Annotated in this window: 18 protein-coding genes; 11 read left to right on the top strand and 7 right to left on the bottom strand. The window is 70.3% G+C overall.

Annotated features, from left to right (window positions below; all coding sequences use genetic code 11):
* The first annotated feature begins 113 nt into the window (after positions 1 to 113).
* The 4 genes from AB0I77_RS40275 to AB0I77_RS40290 all read left to right on the top strand — a co-directional run bounded on the left by AB0I77_RS40275 (position 114) and on the right by AB0I77_RS40290 (position 3,735).
* The gene (locus tag AB0I77_RS40275) at positions 114 to 1,634 is read left to right on the top strand and encodes an NAD(P)/FAD-dependent oxidoreductase (RefSeq protein WP_363287789.1); all 1,521 of its coding nucleotides are present in this window, start codon (positions 114 to 116) and stop codon (positions 1,632 to 1,634) included.
* Positions 1,631 to 2,551 carry an alpha/beta hydrolase gene (locus AB0I77_RS40280; protein ID WP_363287790.1) on the top strand — a complete coding sequence of 307 codons (921 nt, stop codon included), beginning with the start codon at positions 1,631 to 1,633 and terminating at the stop codon, positions 2,549 to 2,551. The genes AB0I77_RS40275 and AB0I77_RS40280 overlap by 4 nt, the downstream gene beginning before the upstream one ends.
* A complete protein-coding gene (locus AB0I77_RS40285) occupies positions 2,548 to 3,432 on the top strand; it encodes an SDR family oxidoreductase (protein ID WP_363287791.1) in 885 nt (294 codons plus the stop codon). The genes AB0I77_RS40280 and AB0I77_RS40285 overlap by 4 nt, the downstream gene beginning before the upstream one ends.
* A gap of 87 nt (positions 3,433 to 3,519) precedes the next feature.
* Positions 3,520 to 3,735 (top strand): hypothetical protein, encoded by a 216-nt coding sequence (locus AB0I77_RS40290; RefSeq protein WP_363287792.1) that lies wholly within the window; start codon positions 3,520 to 3,522, stop codon positions 3,733 to 3,735.
* Positions 3,736 to 3,897: 162 nt separating this feature from the next.
* Here AB0I77_RS40290 and AB0I77_RS40295 read toward each other — a convergent pair whose 3' ends face one another.
* Positions 3,898 to 7,143 (bottom strand): S41 family peptidase, encoded by a 3,246-nt coding sequence (locus AB0I77_RS40295; RefSeq protein WP_363287793.1) that lies wholly within the window; start codon positions 7,141 to 7,143, stop codon positions 3,898 to 3,900.
* Positions 7,144 to 7,303: 160 nt separating this feature from the next.
* Here AB0I77_RS40295 and AB0I77_RS40300 point away from each other — a divergent pair, with 160 nt between their 5' ends.
* Both AB0I77_RS40300 and AB0I77_RS40305 read left to right on the top strand, forming a co-directional pair.
* Complete coding sequence (locus AB0I77_RS40300; RefSeq protein WP_363287794.1) at positions 7,304 to 7,903, top strand: TetR/AcrR family transcriptional regulator; 600 nt, start codon at positions 7,304 to 7,306, stop codon at positions 7,901 to 7,903.
* A 101-nt stretch (positions 7,904 to 8,004) separates the two neighbouring features.
* On the top strand, positions 8,005 to 10,257 hold the full coding sequence (locus tag AB0I77_RS40305) for an MMPL family transporter (RefSeq protein WP_363287795.1): 2,253 nt from the start codon (positions 8,005 to 8,007) through the stop codon (positions 10,255 to 10,257).
* Between the two features lie 68 nt (positions 10,258 to 10,325).
* On the opposite strand, the gene AB0I77_RS40310 is transcribed toward AB0I77_RS40305, so the two are convergent.
* Genes AB0I77_RS40310 through AB0I77_RS40320 form a run of 3 tightly spaced genes read right to left on the bottom strand, consistent with a single transcriptional unit; the run spans position 10,326 to position 11,906 of the window.
* The gene (locus AB0I77_RS40310) at positions 10,326 to 10,811 is read right to left on the bottom strand and encodes a MarR family transcriptional regulator (protein WP_363287796.1); all 486 of its coding nucleotides are present in this window, start codon (positions 10,809 to 10,811) and stop codon (positions 10,326 to 10,328) included.
* The gene (locus tag AB0I77_RS40315) at positions 10,804 to 11,454 is read right to left on the bottom strand and encodes a GNAT family N-acetyltransferase (protein ID WP_363287797.1); all 651 of its coding nucleotides are present in this window, start codon (positions 11,452 to 11,454) and stop codon (positions 10,804 to 10,806) included. Before AB0I77_RS40315 ends, AB0I77_RS40310 begins: the two co-directional genes overlap by 8 nt.
* Positions 11,455 to 11,483: 29 nt before the next feature.
* Positions 11,484 to 11,906 (bottom strand): ATP-binding protein, encoded by a 423-nt coding sequence (locus AB0I77_RS40320; RefSeq protein ID WP_363287798.1) that lies wholly within the window; start codon positions 11,904 to 11,906, stop codon positions 11,484 to 11,486.
* 136 nt (positions 11,907 to 12,042) lie between these two features.
* On the opposite strand from AB0I77_RS40320, the gene AB0I77_RS40325 reads away from it, so the two are divergent.
* From AB0I77_RS40325 to AB0I77_RS40345, 5 genes are all read left to right on the top strand, one after another.
* Positions 12,043 to 12,888 carry a helix-turn-helix transcriptional regulator gene (locus AB0I77_RS40325; protein WP_363287799.1) on the top strand — a complete coding sequence of 282 codons (846 nt, stop codon included), beginning with the start codon at positions 12,043 to 12,045 and terminating at the stop codon, positions 12,886 to 12,888.
* The gene (locus AB0I77_RS40330; protein WP_363287800.1) at positions 12,885 to 13,070 is read left to right on the top strand and encodes a DUF397 domain-containing protein; all 186 of its coding nucleotides are present in this window, start codon (positions 12,885 to 12,887) and stop codon (positions 13,068 to 13,070) included. Before AB0I77_RS40325 ends, AB0I77_RS40330 begins: the two co-directional genes overlap by 4 nt.
* Positions 13,071 to 13,963: 893 nt before the next feature.
* Positions 13,964 to 14,533, top strand: coding sequence for a YbaK/EbsC family protein (locus AB0I77_RS40335; protein ID WP_363287801.1), 570 nt, complete (start codon positions 13,964 to 13,966; stop codon positions 14,531 to 14,533).
* Positions 14,530 to 15,375 (top strand): DMT family transporter, encoded by an 846-nt coding sequence (locus AB0I77_RS40340; RefSeq protein WP_363287802.1) that lies wholly within the window; start codon positions 14,530 to 14,532, stop codon positions 15,373 to 15,375. Before AB0I77_RS40335 ends, AB0I77_RS40340 begins: the two co-directional genes overlap by 4 nt.
* A 649-nt stretch (positions 15,376 to 16,024) precedes the next feature.
* Complete coding sequence (locus tag AB0I77_RS40345) at positions 16,025 to 16,300, top strand: DUF1876 domain-containing protein (protein WP_363287803.1); 276 nt, start codon at positions 16,025 to 16,027, stop codon at positions 16,298 to 16,300.
* A gap of 40 nt (positions 16,301 to 16,340) precedes the next feature.
* Here the strand turns inward: AB0I77_RS40345 and AB0I77_RS40350 are convergent, their stop codons facing one another.
* From AB0I77_RS40350 to AB0I77_RS40360, 3 genes are all read right to left on the bottom strand, one after another.
* The gene (locus tag AB0I77_RS40350) at positions 16,341 to 17,519 is read right to left on the bottom strand and encodes a serine hydrolase domain-containing protein (RefSeq protein WP_363287804.1); all 1,179 of its coding nucleotides are present in this window, start codon (positions 17,517 to 17,519) and stop codon (positions 16,341 to 16,343) included.
* 66 nt (positions 17,520 to 17,585) lie between these two features.
* Positions 17,586 to 18,035, bottom strand: a complete 450-nt coding sequence (locus AB0I77_RS40355) for an organic hydroperoxide resistance protein (RefSeq protein WP_363287853.1) — start codon at positions 18,033 to 18,035, stop codon at positions 17,586 to 17,588.
* Positions 18,036 to 18,140: 105 nt separating this feature from the next.
* Positions 18,141 to 18,611 (bottom strand): MarR family transcriptional regulator, encoded by a 471-nt coding sequence (locus tag AB0I77_RS40360; protein ID WP_363287805.1) that lies wholly within the window; start codon positions 18,609 to 18,611, stop codon positions 18,141 to 18,143.
* Position 18,612: the final 1 nt, after the last annotated feature.

The following is an 18,612-nucleotide window of genomic DNA, read 5'->3' on the forward strand; positions in this document are numbered from 1 at the left end:
CTCGGTAACTTTCCTTCGCCCCGACCCCTACCCATCAGTACGGAGCTGCTCTACTCTCCCCATTGCGCCAGTGTTCACTGGCGCAGTCGCGAGCGATGTGTGGAGGCTTCGGGATGGCCGAGCACGAGCACGAGCACGAGCATGTGCGGGTGGCGGTGGTCGGGTCCGGATTCGGCGGGCTGGGGGCGGCCGTACGGCTGCGGCGCGAGGGCATCACCGACTTCGTCGTCCTGGAGCGGGCCGACAGCGTCGGCGGCACCTGGCGGGACAACAGCTACCCGGGGTGTGCCTGCGATGTGCCGTCCCACCTGTACTCGTTCTCCTTCGCGCCCAACCCGGACTGGCCGCGCGCCTTCTCCGGGCAGCGGCACATCCGCGCGTACCTGGAGCACGTGGCGGACGTCTTCCGGATCCGCCCGCACATTCGCTTCAACTCCGAGGTGAGGAAGATGACCTGGGACGGCGAGAAGCTTCGCTGGGACATCGAGACCAGCGGTGGCTCGCTCCACGCCGACATGGTCGTCTCCGCCACCGGACCGCTGTGCGATCCGAGGATCCCGGACATCCCGGGTCTCGGCTCCTTCCCCGGGAAGGTCTTCCACTCGGCCCGCTGGGACCATGACTACGACCTGCGCGGCAAGCGGGTCGCGGTGGTCGGGACCGGTGCGTCGGCCATTCAGATCGTGCCGGCGATCCAGTCGGACGTCTCCCGGCTCACCCTCTTCCAGCGCACCCCGTCGTGGGTGCTGCCCCGCGTGGACCGGGCGATCAGTGGTGTGGAACGTGCGTTGCACCGGGCGCTGCCCCTCACCGCGCTGGCCCGGCGCGGACTCCTGTGGGGCATCCGGGAGTTGCAGGTCCAGGCGTTCACCAAACACCCCGGGGAGATGGGGCTGGTCGAGCAGGTGGCCAAGCGCAACATGGCCCGCGCCGTCAAGGACCCGGCCCTGCGGGCCAAGCTCACCCCGGACTACCGCATCGGCTGCAAGCGGATCCTGCTGTCGAACGACTACTACCCGGCGCTCGCCCGGCCCCATGTGGACGTCGTCGCCGGCGGGCTCGCGTCGGTGCGCGGCTCGACCGTCGTCGCCGCCGACGGCAGCGAGGCCGAGGTCGACGCGATCATCTTCGGTACGGGCTTCCGGGTCACCGACATACCGATCGCCGAGCGGGTGGTGGGTGCGGACGGCCGTACGCTCGCCGAAGCCTGGGCGGCGGGCGGCGGGATGGAGGCGCTGCGGGGCGCCTCGATGCCCGGGTTCCCCAACTGGATGGCGATCATCGGGCCCAACACCGGCCTCGGGAACTCGTCCATGATCCTGATCATCGAGTCCCAGCTGAACTATCTGGCCGATTTCGTACGGCAGTTGAACGTCCTCGGCGGCCGGGTCGCCCTCGACGCCCGCCCCGGCGCCATGCGCGCCTGGAGCGGCCGGGTGCAGGAGCGCATGCGGCGCACGGTGTGGAGCACGGGCGGCTGCACCAGCTGGTATCAGGACGCAGGCGGCCGCAACACCACGATCTGGCCGGGGACGACGACCGAGTTCCGGCGGGCGACGCGCAGGGTGGATCTGGCGGAGTACGACGTCCTACGGGTCCCCGCCGTCAAGAAGGCCCCGGAGCCGGCCGCGTGAGCCGGCGCGGCACGCATGTGACGTCGGGCGCTTACGCCCCGCCCGCCCCCGCCCGCACCCTCACCGCCGTCTCCGCCGACGGCGCCCGCCTGCACGTCGAGGTGCACGGTCCCGAACAGGGACCCGCCGTGATCCTCGCCCACGGCTGGGTCTGCTCGACCGCCTTCTGGGCGGCGCAGATACGCGAACTGGCCGTCGACCACCGGGTCATCGCCTACGACCAGCGCGGCCACGGACGCAGCCCGGCCGGCGCCGCCTGCGGTACGGAGGCGCTCGCCGACGACCTCGAAGCCGTACTGGACGCGACCCTCGCGCCGGGCGAGAAGGCCGTGATCGCCGGTCACTCCATGGGCGGGATGACGGTGATGGCCGCGGCCGGGAGGGCCGGCTTCCGGGAGCACGCGGTGGCCGTACTGCTGTGCAGCACGGGCTCGTCGCGGCTGGTCGCCGAAGCGCTCGTGATACCGATCCGGGCGGGCCGGCCGCGCACCTGGCTGACCAGGCGGCTCCTCGGCTCGCGCGCCCCGCTCGGACCGGTCACGCCGCTGGCCCGGCGGATCCTCAAGTACGGGACGATGGGCGCCGGTTCGGCCCCGCACATGGTCGAGGCGTGCGCCCGTATCGTGCACGCGTGTCCGCGCAAGGTGCGGTACGCCTGGTCGCAGGTGCTCGACCTGCTCGATCTCGACCACGGTGTACGGGAACTCAAGGTGCCCACGGCCGTCCTCGTGGGCTCGGCCGACCGGCTGACCCCGCCGGTGCAGGCCCGCGCCCTGGCTGCCGCGCTGCCGAACTGTGTGGGAGTCACCGAGCTGCCGGGGCTCGGGCACATGAGTCCCGTCGAGGCGCCCGAGCTGGTCACCGGCAAGATCCGGGAACTCGTCATGACGTACGCGGGGATCAGGGAGGGCGCATGAGCAGGGTGAGCCTCGAAGGACAGGTAGCCGTCGTCACCGGAGCCGCGCGGGGCGTCGGGGAGTCGCTGGCCCGCAAGTTGTCCGCGCGCGGGGCGAAGGTGGCGTTGGTCGGGCTGGAGCCGGACGCGCTCAAGCAGGTGGCCGGACGGCTGCACGGCGACAACGGCCACTGGTACGCCGATGTCACCGACCACGAGGCGATGGCGCGGGTCGCCCAGGAGGTCAAGGAGCGGTTCGGGAAGGTCGACATCGTCGTCGCCAACGCCGGTGTCGCCACCGGCGGGCCGTTCGTCGACTCCGATCCGCAGGCCTGGCGGCGGGTGATCGAGGTCAACCTGATCGGGTCGGCGGTGACCGCCCGGGCCTTCCTGCCGGTGCTGCTGGAGAGCCGCGGGTACCTGCTCCAGATCGCGTCCCTCGCCGCGATCGCCCCCGCGCCGATGATGACCGCGTACTGCGCGTCCAAGTCGGGCGTGGAGGCGTACGCGCACAGTCTGCGGGCCGAGGTCGGGTACAAGGGCGTGCGGGTCGGCGTCGGGTACCTGTCGTGGACCGACACCGACATGGTGCGCGGCGCCGATCAGGACGACGTGCTGCGGGAGTTGAGACGGCGGCTGCCGTGGCCGGCCGACAAGACGTATCCGGTGGGGCCGGCGGTGGACCGGCTCGTGGCCGGGATCGAGCGGCGGTCGAGCCATGTGTACGGGCAGTGGTGGCTGCGCGGGATGCAGGGGGTGCGCGGGTACCTGCCGGGGCTCGTCGGGACCGTCGGGCAGCGGGAGATGCGGCGGTTCGCGACCCGGCTGGAGGGGATGCGGGCCGGGCTCGTCGGCGCAGGTGGGGCGGCGGATGAGGAAGCCCGCGCTACGCAGCGTAGTTGATCGAAATGCGCACTGTGTCCGGCCATGTGAATCTGGTCGAGGCCCCACCACGGGGCCCAACCCCTCACCCCACGGGAGTGAACCCACATGGGTATGAAGGACAAGTTCCAGGACCAGTCGGAGCAGTGGCAGCAGCAGGCCAAGGAGAAGGCGCAGCAGGCCCGGGAGAAGGGTCAGGAGCGCGGCCGGCCGCAGCGTGGTCAGGAGGATCCTGAGCGTATGCGTCGTGAGCGTGAGCGCGAGGAGACTGAGCGGATGCAGCGGGAGGAAGAGGACCGGATGTCTCAGGACTATGACGCCTGACGTTGCGGTTGGCTTCGGCCTGTGAGCGTGGGTGCCCTTCCCTTTTGGGGGAGGGCACCCTGCGTTTTTGTTTGGGGTGTGGGGGTGCGTTGTTGGGTGCGGGTGCGTGGGGGCTGGTCGCGCAGTTCCCCGCGCCCCTGGGTTGGTCACCTGCACCCCTGTTTACAAGCGCGGGGGGAGCTTTGGCCTCGATCTGTTCGGGACGTGTGTGTAGTCCGGCGGCGTTGCCGGGGGGTTGGTTTCCAGGAGGTTGAGGGCCAGTTGTACTGCGTCTGTCAGTTGGGCATGGCGGCCCTCTGCCCAGTCCAGAGGGGTGCGGAGGATTTCCAGGTCCGGGGTTACGCCGTGGTTTTCGATGGACCAGCCGTAGGCGTCGAACCAGGCCGCGTTCATCGGGACCGTGATCACCGTGCCGTCGCCCAGTTGGTGGCGGCCGGTCATGCCGACCACTCCGCCCCAGGTGCGCTGACCGACCACCGGGCCGAGTTTCAGGAGTTTGAAGGCGGCCGTGATCATGTCGCCGTCCGAGGAGGTCGCCTCGTCGGCGAGGGCGACGACCGGGCCCCTCGGGGCGTTCGAGGCGTACGACACCGGCTGGGCGTCGCGGGTCAGGTCCCAGCCGAGGATCGTGCGGGTCAGCTTCTCGACGACCAACTCGCTGATGTGGCCGCCCGCGTTGCCGCGCACGTCCACGATCAGGGCGGGCCGGGACACCTCCATGCGCAGGTCCCGGTTGAACTGGGCCCAGCCCGAGCCGCCCATGTCGGGGATGTGCAGATAGCCGCAGCGTCCGCCGCTCAACTCCCGTACGACGGCCCGGCGTTTGGCCACCCAGTCCTGGTAACGCAACGGCCGCTCGTCGAGGAGCGGGACGACCGCGACCCGCCGCGCCCCGCCCTCGCCTTCGGCCGGGAGGAACGTCAGCTCCACCGTCGTACCGCCCGCCGCCGCCAGCAGCGGATACGGGCCCGCCGTCGGATCGACCGGCCGGCCGTCGACGTGGGTGAGTACCGCGCCCTCGCGGATGCCCGTGCCGGCCAGCGGGGAACGCGCCTTGGAGTCGGAGGACTCGCCGGGCAGGATCCGCTTGACCATCCAACCGTCGTCCCGTCGGACGAAGTTGGCGCCGAGCAGGCCCTGGCGGCGCTGGTAGTGCGGCGGTCCCTCGTTGCGGCGGGCGGCGGAGACGTAGGCGTGGGAGGTGCCCAGTTCGCCGAGCACCTCGCGCAGCAGGTCCGCGAACTCGTCCGGCGACGCGACCCGTTCGACCAGCGGGCGGTACTGGTCGAGCACCGCCTCCCAGTCGATGCCGCACATCCCCGGCTCCCAGAAGTACGCCCGGATCAGCCGCCCGGCCTCCTCGTACGCCTGGCGCCACTCGGCGGCCGGGTCGGCCTTGTGCAGGATGCGGCGCGCGTCGATCCAGACGGTCGTATCGCTGTCTCCCGACTCGTTGGAGGGCACCGCCCGCAGTTCGCCCTCGTCCACGACGACCAGCCGCGTGCCGTCGCCGCTGACCGCGAACCAGTCCAGGTGCTCGACGAGTTCGGCCTTCTTCGCCTTGCTGATGTTGAAGTACTCGAGGGTCGGCCGGCCGGTGGTGTCGTCGGGATTCGCGAACGTCTCGCCGAGCGCGCCCGAGATCGGCCAGCGCAGCCAGACCAGTCCGCCGCCCGCGACCGGGCACAGCGCCGAGTACTTGGAGGCGGCGACCGGGAAGGGCGTCACCCGGCTCTCCAGGCCCTCGATCTCGACGGCGGTCACCGTGCCCTCGCCGCCCTCGTCCTCCTCCGAGGTCACCGGGTCCAGGCCCCCGGCTGCCGGGCGGCCCTCCGGGCTCAGGGCGAAGGGGGAGGGGGTGGCGGAGGACAGGGGGACCAGGTATGGGCGGCAGCCGAGCGGGAAGGACAGGTCGCCGGTGTGCACGTCGTACACCGGGTCGAAGCCGCGCCACGACAGGAACGCCAGGTAGCGGCCGTCCCGGGTGAACACCGGGTTCTCGTCCTCGAAGCGGCCGTTGGTCACGTCGACGATCAGACGGTCCTTTATCCGCGCCATCTTGATCTGGCGCAGCGAGCGGCCGATTCCCGGGTGCGACCAGGTCAGCCAGGCCCCGTCCGGGGAGAAGGCGAGGTCGCGCACCGGGCCGTTGATCGACCGGATCAGCTCGGTGACATGGCCGTCCTCGCCGTCGGAGTCATCGGTCGCGTCGATGAGCAGCAGCCGTCCGTCGTGTGCGGCGATGGCGAGGCGCTCGCCCCGCGGATCGGAGACCAGCTCCAGGGCCCGGCCCAGCTCGCCCGAGGCCAGCCGCCTCGGCTCGCGGTCGCCCGTCGCCCGCGGCAGGTAGGCGATCTCGATCGCGTCCTCGCCCTCCGCGTCCGTCACATACGCGACCTGGCCGACCGAGCCCAGCATCTCCGGGAGCCGGACCCGTACGCCGGGCCTGTCGGTGATGGTGCGGGCGGGCCCGTCGCGGTGGGTGAGCCAGTACAGGCTGCCGCGGACGACGACGGCGCTGGCGCGGCCCGTCTCGTCGACCGAGATGCCGTCCACGTGCTGGGCCGCCGGGACCTGGTACGTACGCCGTCCCGCGCGCGGCCCGCGCAGCCGGACGTCGAGCCGGCGCGGCGCCGAGTCCGCGGCGAGGTCGTCGACGATCCACAGGTCGCCCGCGCACTGGTACACCACCCGCGTGCCGTCGCTCGCCGCGTGCCGGGCGTAGAAGGCGTCGTGGTCGGTGTGCCGGCGCAGGTCGGAGCCGTCGTGGGCGCAGGAGTAGAGGTTGCCGACGCCCTCGTGGTCGGAGAGGAAGGCGATACGGCCGTCGACGAAGAGGGGGGAGTGGAGGTGGCCGGGAAGTTCGGGGAGCAGCCGCTCCCCGTGCAGCCACAGCCGTCCCATCGCGCCGCCCCGGTAGCGCTTCCAGGCGGCCGGTTCGTGCGGCGGGGTGCCGGTGAGCAGCAGGGTCTTGCGCTCGCCGTCGAGGTCGGCGACCTGGATGTCGGAGACGGGGCCCCAGGGGAGCTTGCGGCCGGGGTCGCCGTCGGGGTGGAGCTTGTAGGCCCAGGTGAAGTAGGAGAAGGGCTCGCCGTGGGAGGCGACGGCGAGGATGTCGCCCTCGGGGGTCCAGCCGCGGACCTGGGTGTCGGGCGAGCCCCAGTACGTCAGCTGCGCGCCCGGTCCGCCGTCCACGGGTACGAGGTGGATCTCGGGCACCAGGCTGCGCCAGCTCGTGTACGCGATGTGGCGGCCGTCGGGGGAGAAGCGGGGGTGGCCGATCTTGGTGCGGTCGACGGTGAGCCGCCAGGCGCGGCCCGGTTCGTCGAGGGGCGCCAGCCAGAGGTCGTCCTCGGCCACGAAGCACAGCAGTTCGCCGCTCAGATGCGGCAGGCGCAGATAGCTCACCTCCCCATGCTTTGCCGGGGGATGGGACAGGGCAAGTCAGACAATTGATTGCGGCGTGCCTCACAATACGAACGAAACAGTTTCGTTTCGCTTGGGGGTGCGCTACATTCGCCATGTACGAAACCGTGTCGTCCGGCGAAGGATCAGGAAGGTGAGAGTCATGACTGAGGTCGCAACGGCGCGTCGCAGTCGGATCACCCCCGAGCGCGAGGCCGAGCTGTACACGGCCGTGCTCGAACTGCTCCGGGAAGTCGGCTACGACGCCCTCACCATGGACGCCGTGGCCGCCCGTACCCGATCCAGCAAGGCGACGCTCTACCGCCAGTGGGGCGGCAAGCCCGAGCTGGTCGTGAAGGCCATGCGGCACAGCAAGCCGGGCCGGATCGGCGGTATCGACACCGGATCCCTCCGGGGTGACCTCCGTACCCTCGCCTCGGTCGAGGACGACTGCACCATGGAGCGGAACTCCGACCTGATGCGGGCGCTGGCCATGGCTTCGCACTCGAATCCGGATCTGATGCGGGCATTCAAGGAACTGCTCATCGAGCCGGAGATGAACGAGTTCAAGCAGGTCATGCAGCGCGCGGTCGACCGCGGTGAGGTCGAGCCCGACTGTCCGGCGATTCAGTACATCGTGCACATGATGGTCGGCGCCTTCGCCACCCGCACATTGATCGACGAAGCGCCGCCCACGCAGGGTTTCCTGCTTTCGTACATCGACGCCGTGGTCCTCCCCGCCCTCGGCGTGCCCACCTCCTAGCAAGTCCCCACAGCTGGACCCCACCTGACGTATCCGCTCACGTCGTCGGGCTGATCTCCCCTGCCCTGAAACACTCACGACCTGACCGGGAGTACGCCTTCGTGGCCACTTTCCTCTACAAACTCGGCCGGCTCGCCTTCCGCCGACGACATTTCGTCGCCCTGATATGGGTGGCTCTGCTGACCCTCGCGGGCGTCGGCGCGGCCAGCGCGCCCGCCGCCGGCACCACCTCCTTCTCCATCCCCGGCACCGAAGCGCAGAAGGCCTTCGACCTGCTGGAACAGCGCTTCCCGGGGGGCAGCGCCGACGGAGCGACCGGACGCATCGTCTTCAAGGCGCCCGAGGGCCAGAAGATGACGGACGCCGACAACAAGGCGACCGTCATGAAGACCGTCGACGAACTGCGCGACGGCTCCGAAGTCGCCTCGGTCACCGACCCGTTCACGACGAACGCCGTGAGCAAGGACGGCACGGTCGCCTACACGTCCGTGAAGTACGACGTCCCCGGCATGGAGCTGAAGGACGCGACCCGGGACGCCCTGGAGGCGGCCGCGGACCAGGCGCAGGCCACCGGCCTGACCGTCGACGTCGGAGGTGACGCGCTACAGGCCGGGGCCGAACCGGGAGCGGCCGGCGAGATCGTCGGCATCGCCATCGCCGCGGTCGTCCTCGTCATCACCCTGGGCTCGCTGGTCGCGGCCGGACTGCCGCTGCTGACGGCGATCATCGGCGTCGGCATCGGTGTCTCCACCATCACCGCCCTCGCCAAGGCGCTCGACCTCGGCGACACCACCTCCACGCTCGCGCTGATGATCGGTCTCGCGGTCGGCATCGACTACGCGCTGTTCATCGTCTCCCGCTACCGGAGCGAGCTGGCCGAGGGCCGGGACCGGGAGGAGGCGGCGGGCCGGGCCACCGGCACGGCCGGCTCGGCGGTCGTCTTCGCGGGTCTCACGGTCGTGATCGCCCTGGCGGGCCTCGCGGTCGTCAACGTCCCGATGCTGACCAAGATGGGCCTCGCCGCGGCGGGCACGGTCGTGGTCGCCGTCCTCATCGCGCTGACCATGATCCCGGCGCTGCTCGGGTACGCGGGCAGGAAGGTCCGGCCGACGGGCGAGAAGGGCAAGCTGCGGGGCCGCGACAAGTCCGAGAAGGCGAGGTCTGAGAAGGCTGGGACGCAGGCCAAGCCCGGCCTGGGCACCCGCTGGGCGAGCTTCGTCATCCGCCGTCCGGCCGCCGTGCTGCTGCTCGGCGTGGTCGGCCTCGGAGTGATCGCCGTCCCGGCCACCCAGCTGGAGCTGGGCCTGCCCGACGACGGCTCGCAGCCGACCTCCACGACGCAGCGACGGGCGTACGACCTGCTGTCGGAGGGCTTCGGCCCCGGCTTCAACGGCCCCCTGATGATCGTGGTCGACGCCAAGAACAGCGACGACCCCAAGGCGGCGGCCACCACGGTGGCCGACGGGATCAAGGGCCTCAAGGACGTCGTGACGGTCACCCCGGCCGCGTTCAACAAGGCCGGCGACACCGCGACGATCACCGTGATCCCGGACTCCAAGCCGTCCTCGGTACAGACCGAGGACCTGGTACACGTCATCCGTGGCCAGGGCGCCGACGTCAAGGCCGACACGGGCGCGGAGGTCCTGGTCACCGGCACCACCGCGATGAACATCGACTTCTCGCAGAAGCTCAACGACGCGCTGATCCCGTACCTGGCCCTGGTGGTGGGCCTCGCCTTCCTCCTCCTGATCGTGGTCTTCCGCTCCATCCTGGTCCCGCTGAAGGCGGCCCTCGGCTTCCTGCTCAGCGTGCTCGCCGCGCTCGGCGCCGTGGTCGCGGTCTTCCAGTGGGGCTGGCTCTCCGGCCTGATCGGGGTCGAGCAGACCGGCCCGATCATGTCGATGATGCCGATCTTCATGGTGGGCGTGGTCTTCGGTCTCGCGATGGACTACGAGGTCTTCCTCGTGACCCGCATGCGGGAGGCGTACGTCCACGGCGAGTCGCCGAGCCAGGCCATCGTGACCGGCTTCCGGCACAGTGCCCGGGTGGTGGCCGCCGCCGCGATCATCATGATGGCCGTCTTCGGCGGCTTCATCAGCTCCAGCGAGTCGATGATCAAGATGATCGGCTTCGGTCTTGCCATCGCGGTCTTCTTCGACGCGTTCGTCGTCCGCATGGCGATCGTCCCCGCCGTACTCGCGCTCCTCGGCAAGAAGGCCTGGTGGCTGCCGAAGTGGCTGGACCGGGCTCTGCCCAACGTGGACGTCGAGGGCGAGGGCCTGCGCACACAGGCCGACAAGGACGGGGACGCGGACGCTGACCCGGACGAGGAGAAGGAGCTGGTGCGCGCCTGAGGCGCGGCTGATTTCCTGATGTCCTGAGCAGAACTGGCCGGTGAGGGCTCCGTGGGGACGGGGCGCCCTCACCGGCTTTCTGTCGGGGCCTGGTGGCCGAGAGGCGCGTCGAGGAGGTCGGTGAGAGTGCGCTTGAAGTCCTCGGTACGTACGTCGTCCAGCCCGCCCAGCGGAGCGAGGAGCTGGTCGAGCAGCACCTGTACGGCGTCAATGGCGGGCCGCACGGCGCCCAGCCCGGCGTCGGTGAGCGCCAGCCGTACGACCCGGGTGTCCTCGGCGTCGCGAGTACGGCGGACAAGTCCGCCCGCCTCCAGCGAACGGGCCAGCTTCGACACGTACAGCGCTTCCAGCCCCGTGTAGTCGGCGAGCTCCCGCTGACTGGGCCCCCGGCCTGGCTGTCCGGAACGCTCCATCCCGGACAGGGAGGCCAGCAGCACGTACTGGGCGTGGGTCAGGTTCAGGGGGGCCAGGGCCTGGTCGACGGCGGTGCGCCACTTGTTGGCCAGGCGCCAGACGAGGTAGCCGGGGGTGGGCCCCTTGGGTGTGTCACTCACCCGGGATACTGTACATAGCTACTGTCTTCCGTCCGAGATAGGTGATGCTCGGATCGGCTTCCGGCACGTCGATCTCGTGGAAGCCGAGGCGGTCGTAGAAGGACCGGGCGGGGGTGTTGGCGGTGAGCATGGAGAGGTGCACGGCCGGTACGGCCTTCTTGTGCAGGGCGTCGAGGAAGGTCTCCATCAGCGCCCGCCCGTACCCGCGCCCCTGCCATTCCGGGAGCAGGTCGATGTGGAGATGGGCCGGGTAGCCGGCGACCTCGGGCACGAGCATGCGCTCGGGGTGGTGGAGGAGAGGGACGATCTCGTCGTCGGGGGTGCGGGGCGGGATGCCCGTCTTGGGATACCGCTCGGCGACCAGCGGCAGCCACTTCGCCCGGAAGCCCTCGACGAAACGGGGCGTGTCCACCGTGCCGAGGATGTAGCCGACGGCTTGCCCGTGACCGCCGTCGTCGTCCAGTACGAAGGCCAGGTCAGGCTCCAGGTGGACGTACGGTGCCGCGAAGATCGCCGGGAAGATGCTGGGGTCGGCGTAATGGGGGCGGCTGTCCTGGCCGCCGTGGGCGGTGCGGATGCAGATGTCGTCGAGGGCGGGGCGGTCGGCGGGGCGATAAGGGCGTACGGCGGGAGGCGAAGTCACTGGAGCATCCTCCCGTTGGGAGAACGCTCTCACCACCCCTTACATCGGCAGTCCACCTCCGCCCAGACCGTCTTGCGCGGACGCGGACCCGGGACCACACCCCAACGGTCGGCCAGGACGTCCACGAGGACGAGCCCTCGACCGGATTCCGCGTCGAGGGCGGTCGCGGTGAGCTGAGGGTCACGGTCACCCCGGGTGTCCGTGACCTCGATGCGGAGGGTGTCACCGACGACGTAGAGGGTCAGCCGGAAGTCCCGGCCGGGGACGCGCCCGTGGGTCGCCGCGTTGGCGGCGAGCTCGGCGACGATCTGGGGAGCCTTGTCCAACGGGAGCCCCCAGGAGCGGAGTTGCTCGGTGGCGAGGAGGCGGGCGAGGCGGGCGCCTCGGGGCGTGGGGGAGAGGAGGACGGTGAAGTTGCGGGTGGGGGTGGGGCTTTGGGTTTGTTGTTTCACGTCACTCAGAGTGGCGGATTCTGCTTACGCTGATGAGTGACGACGCCTGTGCGTACGGTGACTGTCCTGGCTTTGTCCTGCGCTGTCTCGGCTGTCTCGGGTGACGCACGGGTACGGGAGCGCGTTGGAGGTGGACATGAACGAGGGTGCGGATGAGGCGGGTTGGGATGTTGAGCCCGGGGACGAGATCGAGCCGTTGATTCAGGCGGTGGGACGTCTGCTCAGGGTGTGCCGGGAGGCCGCCGGTGTGCGAGCAGTGGATCTCGCCGAGGTCATGGGCTACGGCGAGGACATGATCCGGAAGATCGAGCGCGGGGCCCGCATTCCCCGCCCGGAGTTCCTGGACAAGGCGGACCAGTACCTGAAGGCGCAAGGGCACCTCAGGGCGTTCATGGAGGACGTACGCAAGGCTCGGTATCCGAAGAAAGTGCGGGAGCTCGCACAGTTGGAGGAGCGGGCGGTGGAGATGTTGCTGTACAGCAGTCACAACATCCACGGCCTGTTGCAGACGCCGGAGTACGCGCGGACGCTGTTCGAGATGAGGCAGCCTGCGCTGAGCGAGGACGTCGTAGAGCGGGAGACTGCCGCACGCGTGGCCCGTAACGCCGTCTTCGAGCGGGATCCAGTGCCGACGCTCAGCTTTGTCCAGGAGCAGGTGACCCTCGAACGCCCTTACGGTGGGAAGATGGTGCTGCGCCGACAGCTCGAACACCTCTTGGAGGTCACGCAGTTGCGGAACGTCACGCTTCAGATCATGCCGACTGATCGCGAGGAGCACGCCGGAGCGGCGGGCCGGATTCAGGTGCTGAAGTTCGCCGACGGCACGGCGATCGGACGTTCCAGCGGCGCGTTCAACGGGCGCCCGGTATCGAACCCCAGGGATCTTCGAATCCTTGAACTGCGCTATGGCATGATCCGGGCGCAGGCTCTCACGCCGAGGGAGTCACAGGCCTTCATCGAGCAAGCGCTGGGGAGACTATGAGCACTGCTGAACTCCACTGGTTCAAGAGCAGCTACAGCGACAGCAACGAACCCGGCGACTGCGTCGAAGTAGCCAACACCCCCACCACCATCCACATCCGCGACTCCAAGACCCCCGGCACCGACCACCTCACCGTCTCTCCGAGCACTTGGTCCGCCTTCGTGGACGGCGCGTTCAAGTGACCGTTGGGGCCACTCGCTTCTTTGCCAGTGTCGTGCTTCCACGACCCGAGTAAAGGGCGCTCCGCGTCGCCTTCGGCGATGACCCTTCGGGCCACCCTTGACTCGGCTCGCTCCAGCACGGGGAAGAAGCGAGCGAGCGGCCCGGAGAGAAACGGGTGTCCTGACCGGGGTCTGCGCCCAGGCCACCTGCCATCCGACCGGCGTTCACGGACGCGTCCGCGCCTCGCCAGCACGCCGGGCCGGTTCAGCGGCGATCGGCGAGTGGGTGGTTCGGCCGCTCGGCAGGCTTGGCAACCTCCACAGGCCAGGAACCGGACAAATCCCCCTCGCGGCCTGCTCCCGCCATGTAATTGGTGAGTTTGTTCCACTCGCTGACTTGAAAGGCCTGGTGGCACTCGCCTGGGCTGGAACAAACTCACCAATTACCCATCACAAGACCCGGAACCCGAACCGACCGCCACCGGCCGGTGCCCACTCAGCCGTCCCCGGCCGTCGGCCGCCCCCCGCCCCGAGTCGTCCGCTCACCCGCACCACCCACTCGCCGTCAGCCGCTGAACCGGCCCGGCGTGCTGGCGAGGCGCGTCCGCGTCCGTGAACCCCGGTCGGATGGCAGCCGACCTCACCGCAGACCCCGGTCAGGACACCCGTTTCTCTCCGGGCCGCTCGCTCGCTTCTTCCCCGTGCTGGAGCGAGCCGAGTCAAGGGTGGCCCGAAGGGATGTCGGCGTAGCCGACGCGGAGCGCCCTTTAGTCGGGTCGTGTAAGCACGACACTGGCCAAGAAGCGAGTGGCCCCACGGTGACTTTTCAGCTCCGGGTCTCCGGTGGCTTGCCTCCTTCCGCCCGCCCATAACCCGCTCGTCCGGCACCCACACCCGCCGCTACCGTGCCATGCATGACGACGACAGCCGCCACTGACGCCGAAGACGCCGAAGACGCCGAAGACGCCGAAGACGCCGAAGACGCCGAAAATGCCGCACGCTCCGGAGCCAACCCCCGCTTCGCCGAGGCCCTGCGCGAGCTCGGACTCGACGACCTGCACGCCCGTATCCGCCGTTTCCCGGACGCCACCCGTACCGCCGCCGAGGCCGCCGCGGCCGTCGGGTGTGAGCTGAGTCAGATCTGCAAGTCGCTGATCTTCGCGGCGGACGGGGTCCCGGTGCTGGTCCTCATGGACGGCGCCTCCCGCGTGGATGTGGAGCGGGTGCGGGAGGAGCTCGGGGCCGAGAAGGTCACGCGGGCCAAGGCCGACGTCGTGCGGGAGACCACCGGGTATGCCATCGGGGGTGTGCCGCCCTTCGGGCACCGGACCAGGACACGTGTCCTCGCGGACCGCTCCCTCCTGGAGCATGAACTGGTCTGGGCCGCCGCCGGCAATCCGCACGCCGTGTTCCCCATGGGACCCGAGGACCTGGTCGCCCACGCGGGTGCCACTGTGGTGGATGTGCGTGAGCGCACGCCGTGACGCCGCTGGTCACCGCGGCCGTACTGCTGGCCGCGGTGACACACGCCAGCTGGAACGCCATCGCCCACCAGATCACCGACAAGCTGGCCGGGTTCACGTTGATCGCGGGCGGGGGAACGGTCATCGGGCTGGCCATGGTGCCGTTCGTGCCGGTTCCGGCGGCTCGGGCGTGGCCGTATCTGATCGCCTCGGCGGTCATCCATGTCGTGTACTACGTGCTGCTGATGAAGTCCTTCCGGCTGGGGGACTTCGGGCAGGCGTATCCGATCGCGCGCGGCACCGCGCCCCTGGTGGTCACGCTGCTCGCCGCCGTCTTCGCGCACGAGGTGCCGGACGGGTGGGCGGCGGCGGGCATCGCCTTCTCCTGTGCGGGGCTGACCGGCGTCGCCCTGTGGGGGATGCGCGGGCGCCGACCGAAATGGGCGGCGATCGGGGCCGCATTGGCGACCGGGCTGACCATCGCGGCGTACACCGTCGTCGACGGTCTGGGCGTCCGCGCCTCCGGTTCCTCCCTCGGGTACATCGCGTGGCTGATGGCGGTGGAGGGCGTGGCGGTACCGGCGTATGCCTTCACCCGCTGGCGCGGCGAACTCCTCGCTGTCCTACGGCCGTTCGCCGCCGTCGGGCTGCTGGGGGCCGCGCTCTCCGTCGCCGCGTACGGGCTGGTCCTCTGGGCCCAGACCAGGGCCGAGCTCGCGCCGGTCGCGGCCCTGCGCGAGTCGTCGATCATCGTGGGCGCGGCGATCGGGGCCGTGTTCTTCAAGGAGCGGTTCGGGGCGCCGCGGATCGCGGCGGCGGGGCTGCTGGTGGTGGGGATCGGGCTGATGCTGCACGCGGGGTAGTTACGCAACCGCGGGCCCGAGGTGTGCGCACGCCGTTCGTCGCATTCTTTTCCAATCGTGCAGTTATTGCACCCACGAACGACTTCACGGGCGACACCGATCAAAACCCCTCGCTGCGATCAAGCAGCGTTTTTGCGACCAGCCCTTGGGGGAAGAAATGAACCGTCTTATCGCCCGCACGGCCGCGACACTCGGGGTAGCCGGAGCGGCGCTGGCCACCACAGTGGCCGCCGCGCCCAGCGCCGCTGCTGCAACGTATAACGGAGGCTGCGGCTCCGGATATGTCGTTGTGAACTCGGCATCCGTCGGCACAGTGGGGACTGTTTTCCTCACCTACAACTCGTCGACCGCGAGAAACTGTGTCGTCACGGTTCGGAACTCCTCCGGCAGCGGCGTCACAATCTGCGAGAACATACAGGCCGACGGTGGCGCGTCTGACAGCATGTGCGAACCCAACATGACTACTTGGGGCGGTCCCGTCTACCTCTACGCCCCCGGCGAATGCGTCACCTGGAGTGGCCGCATCGGAAGCGCCACCGGCGGCAAGTCGCGCACGAATTGTGGGTGACTTGCTTCGCCGCGTGCCCGAGGTGTGCGGAGGCCGATCCGGAGGGGCACCCTGGAAGCAAGTGTTCCGGAGGTGAACGTCATGATGCACACCACTGTGGGATGGCACGTCGAGCTGGAGTTTCGGGAGGACGATCAGCACACGAGTGCGGTGGCGTTGGTGCGTCTGCCCGACGGCAGTGAGGTTCGGGCGCACGGAAACGCCAGCCGCCACCACTCCGACGCGAATCAGCCGCGTGTCGGGGAGGAGGTCGCGGGAGCCCGCGCCCTCAACGAACTCGCCATGCGGTTGCTGACCAAGGCGCACGACGAGATCGACGGGGCGTCCGGCCGGACCTCCCACCCGATCCACGTGTGAGCCGGTAGAGAAGACCGGTAGAGAGTAGAGAACTGAGCCGCTACGGCCGTACGACGACCTCGCGCACCGCCCGCACCAGCGCCTGCGCCCGCGGATCCGCCGTCACGGTCTTGCGGAAGCCGTTGGTCACATAGCCGAGGGCGATGCCGGTCTCCGGGTCGGCGAAGCCCAAGGAGCCGCCGCGGCCCGGGTGGCCGAAGGAACCCGGGGCGAGGAGCGGTGACGCGCTGCCGTGCAGCATGTAGCCGAGGCCGAAGCGGGTGGTGACGACGAGGACGCGGTCGGGGCCCGCCGACTCCTCGGCGCGGGCCGCCTCCATCGTCTGCGGCGTGAACAGCCGTGCGGCGCCGTCGACCTCGCCGATCAGTGCCGCGTAGACACGGGCGAGGCCGTCGGCGGTCGCGATGCCGTTGGTCGCGGGCAGGGCGGCGGCGCGGTACGCCGGGTCGTTCTGGTCGGGGAACGGGGTGATCGCGGCGAAGGCGCGGCGGGTGACGGAGGCCGGGTCGTCGTAGGCCTCGGTGACCGCGCGCTTCGGGCGGAGGCGCAGGCCCGCCCCGGTGGCGGGCTCCGGTGTCTCGACACGGCCCACCCGGCCCGTCCGGCCGGCGGCTTCCTCGGCTTGCGGCAGGCCCAGCCACAGGTCGGCGCCCAGCGGTCCGGCGATCTCCGCCGCGATCCACTCGCCGGCCCGGCGGCCCGTCACGCGCCGCACCAGCTCGTCCAGCATCCAGCCGTACGTCAGCGCGTGGTAGCCGTGGTCGGTGCCGGGCTCCCAGACCGGGGCCTGCGCGGCGACCGCCTCGGCGCCCCGCGCCGGGTCCAGCGCCTCGGCCGGCGTGAGCGGACGGTCGAGGAAGGGCAGGCCGGAGCGGTGGTTCAGTACGTGCCTGACCAGCACCCGCTCCTTGCCGCGCGCCTTGAACTCCGGCCAGTACTCGGCCACCGGCGCGTCCAGGTCCAGCAGCCCGCGCTGGTGCAGCAGCAGCGGTACGGCGGCGGCGACGCCCTTCGTCGCCGAGCGGACCACCTGTGCGGTGCCTCGCTGCCAGGGCACGGTCCCGTCGATGTCCTTGGTGCCGCCCCACAGGTCGACGACCCTGCGCCCGTCCCGGTACACGGCGACCGCCGCGCCCCGGTCCCCGAGCGCCTCGAAGTTCTGCACGAACGCGTCCCTGACCGGCTCGAAGCCCTCGGCGACTGTGCCGTTCACGTCCACGTCCGTACTCCTCGTCTCGCGGTAGAGCTCCGGTAGATTTCCGGTAGCTCTCCGGTAGCTCTCCCCTCAGCCAAGCAGGATCGTCACGTCGATGTTCCCGCGGGTCGCGTTCGAGTACGGGCAGACCTCGTGCGCCGCGTCCACCAGCTTGGCCGCGATGTCCGGGTCGAGGATCGGGAGCGAGACGCTGAGGGCGACCGCGAGGCCGTAGCCGCGCTGCTGGTTGGGGCCGAGGCCGACCTTCGCGGCGACCGTGGAGCCGGTCAGGTCGAAGCCGGACCGGCGGCCGACCAGGACCAGCGCGTTGTGGAAGCAGGAGCTGTAGCCGGCCGCGAACAACTGCTCCGGGTTGGTGCCGTTGCCGTCGCCGCCCAGTTCCGGGGGCATCGCGACCTTCAGCTCGATCTGGCCGTCCTGGCTGGTGACGAAGCCGTCCCGGCCGCCGTGCGCGGTGGCCTCGGCGACGTACACGATCTTCGACGGACGGGTGTCGACGGCGACCTTCTCAGCGGACATCTCGTTCACGGCAGGACCTCCCCCAGCAAGTACATTGTGCACAAGGTACCGGCCGGTAGGTGACCCTTTGATTACCGGGGGGCAGCAACCGCGGGTAACGCGACGTCAGCGCGCGCGCTCCGCCGCCGCCTCCGCCCGTCGCGCCAGCCGCCACAACTCCTCGCGCAACCGCGCGACCTCCGCGCCGTCGAATTCCGTCGCCGCGAGCAGCGCGCCGGGCACATGCGCCGCGCGCTCCCTGAGCTCCTCCGCGCGCCCTGTGCACGCGATGAGCACCGAGCGCTCGTCGTTCACCGCGCGCTCCCGGCGTACCAGCCCCGCGCTCTCCAGCCGCTTCAGCAAGGGCGACACCGTGCCGTAGTCCAGCCGCAGCGCGCCCGCCAGCTCCTTGACCGTCGTCTCGCCGCGCTCCCACAGCACCAGCAGCACGAGGTACTGCGGGTAGGTGAGCCCGAGATCGTCGAGGAGCGGGCGGTAGGCGGCCGTCACCGCGCGCTGGGCCGCGTACAGCGCGAAGCACAGCTGGTCGTCCAGCAGCGGTGAGCCCTCGGCACCGGCGTCCTCTTGGTTCGTCACG

It is taken from the genome of Streptomyces sp. NPDC050619, from assembly GCF_040654815.1.
Taxonomy (GTDB): domain Bacteria; phylum Actinomycetota; class Actinomycetes; order Streptomycetales; family Streptomycetaceae; genus Streptomyces.

Coding starts and splice junctions, on each gene's coding strand:
- AB0I77_RS40325 (WP_363287799.1), top strand. CDS start 12,043: ATGAACGAGGGTGCGGATGAGGCGGGTTGGGATGTTGAGCCCGGGGAC.
- AB0I77_RS40275 (WP_363287789.1), top strand. CDS start 114: ATGGCCGAGCACGAGCACGAGCACGAGCATGTGCGGGTGGCGGTGGTC.
- AB0I77_RS40335 (WP_363287801.1), top strand. CDS start 13,964: ATGACGACGACAGCCGCCACTGACGCCGAAGACGCCGAAGACGCCGAA.
- AB0I77_RS40355 (WP_363287853.1), bottom strand. CDS start 18,035: ATGTCCGCTGAGAAGGTCGCCGTCGACACCCGTCCGTCGAAGATCGTG.
- AB0I77_RS40300 (WP_363287794.1), top strand. CDS start 7,304: ATGACTGAGGTCGCAACGGCGCGTCGCAGTCGGATCACCCCCGAGCGC.
- AB0I77_RS40345 (WP_363287803.1), top strand. CDS start 16,025: ATGATGCACACCACTGTGGGATGGCACGTCGAGCTGGAGTTTCGGGAG.
- AB0I77_RS40330 (WP_363287800.1), top strand. CDS start 12,885: ATGAGCACTGCTGAACTCCACTGGTTCAAGAGCAGCTACAGCGACAGC.
- AB0I77_RS40285 (WP_363287791.1), top strand. CDS start 2,548: ATGAGCAGGGTGAGCCTCGAAGGACAGGTAGCCGTCGTCACCGGAGCC.
- AB0I77_RS40290 (WP_363287792.1), top strand. CDS start 3,520: ATGGGTATGAAGGACAAGTTCCAGGACCAGTCGGAGCAGTGGCAGCAG.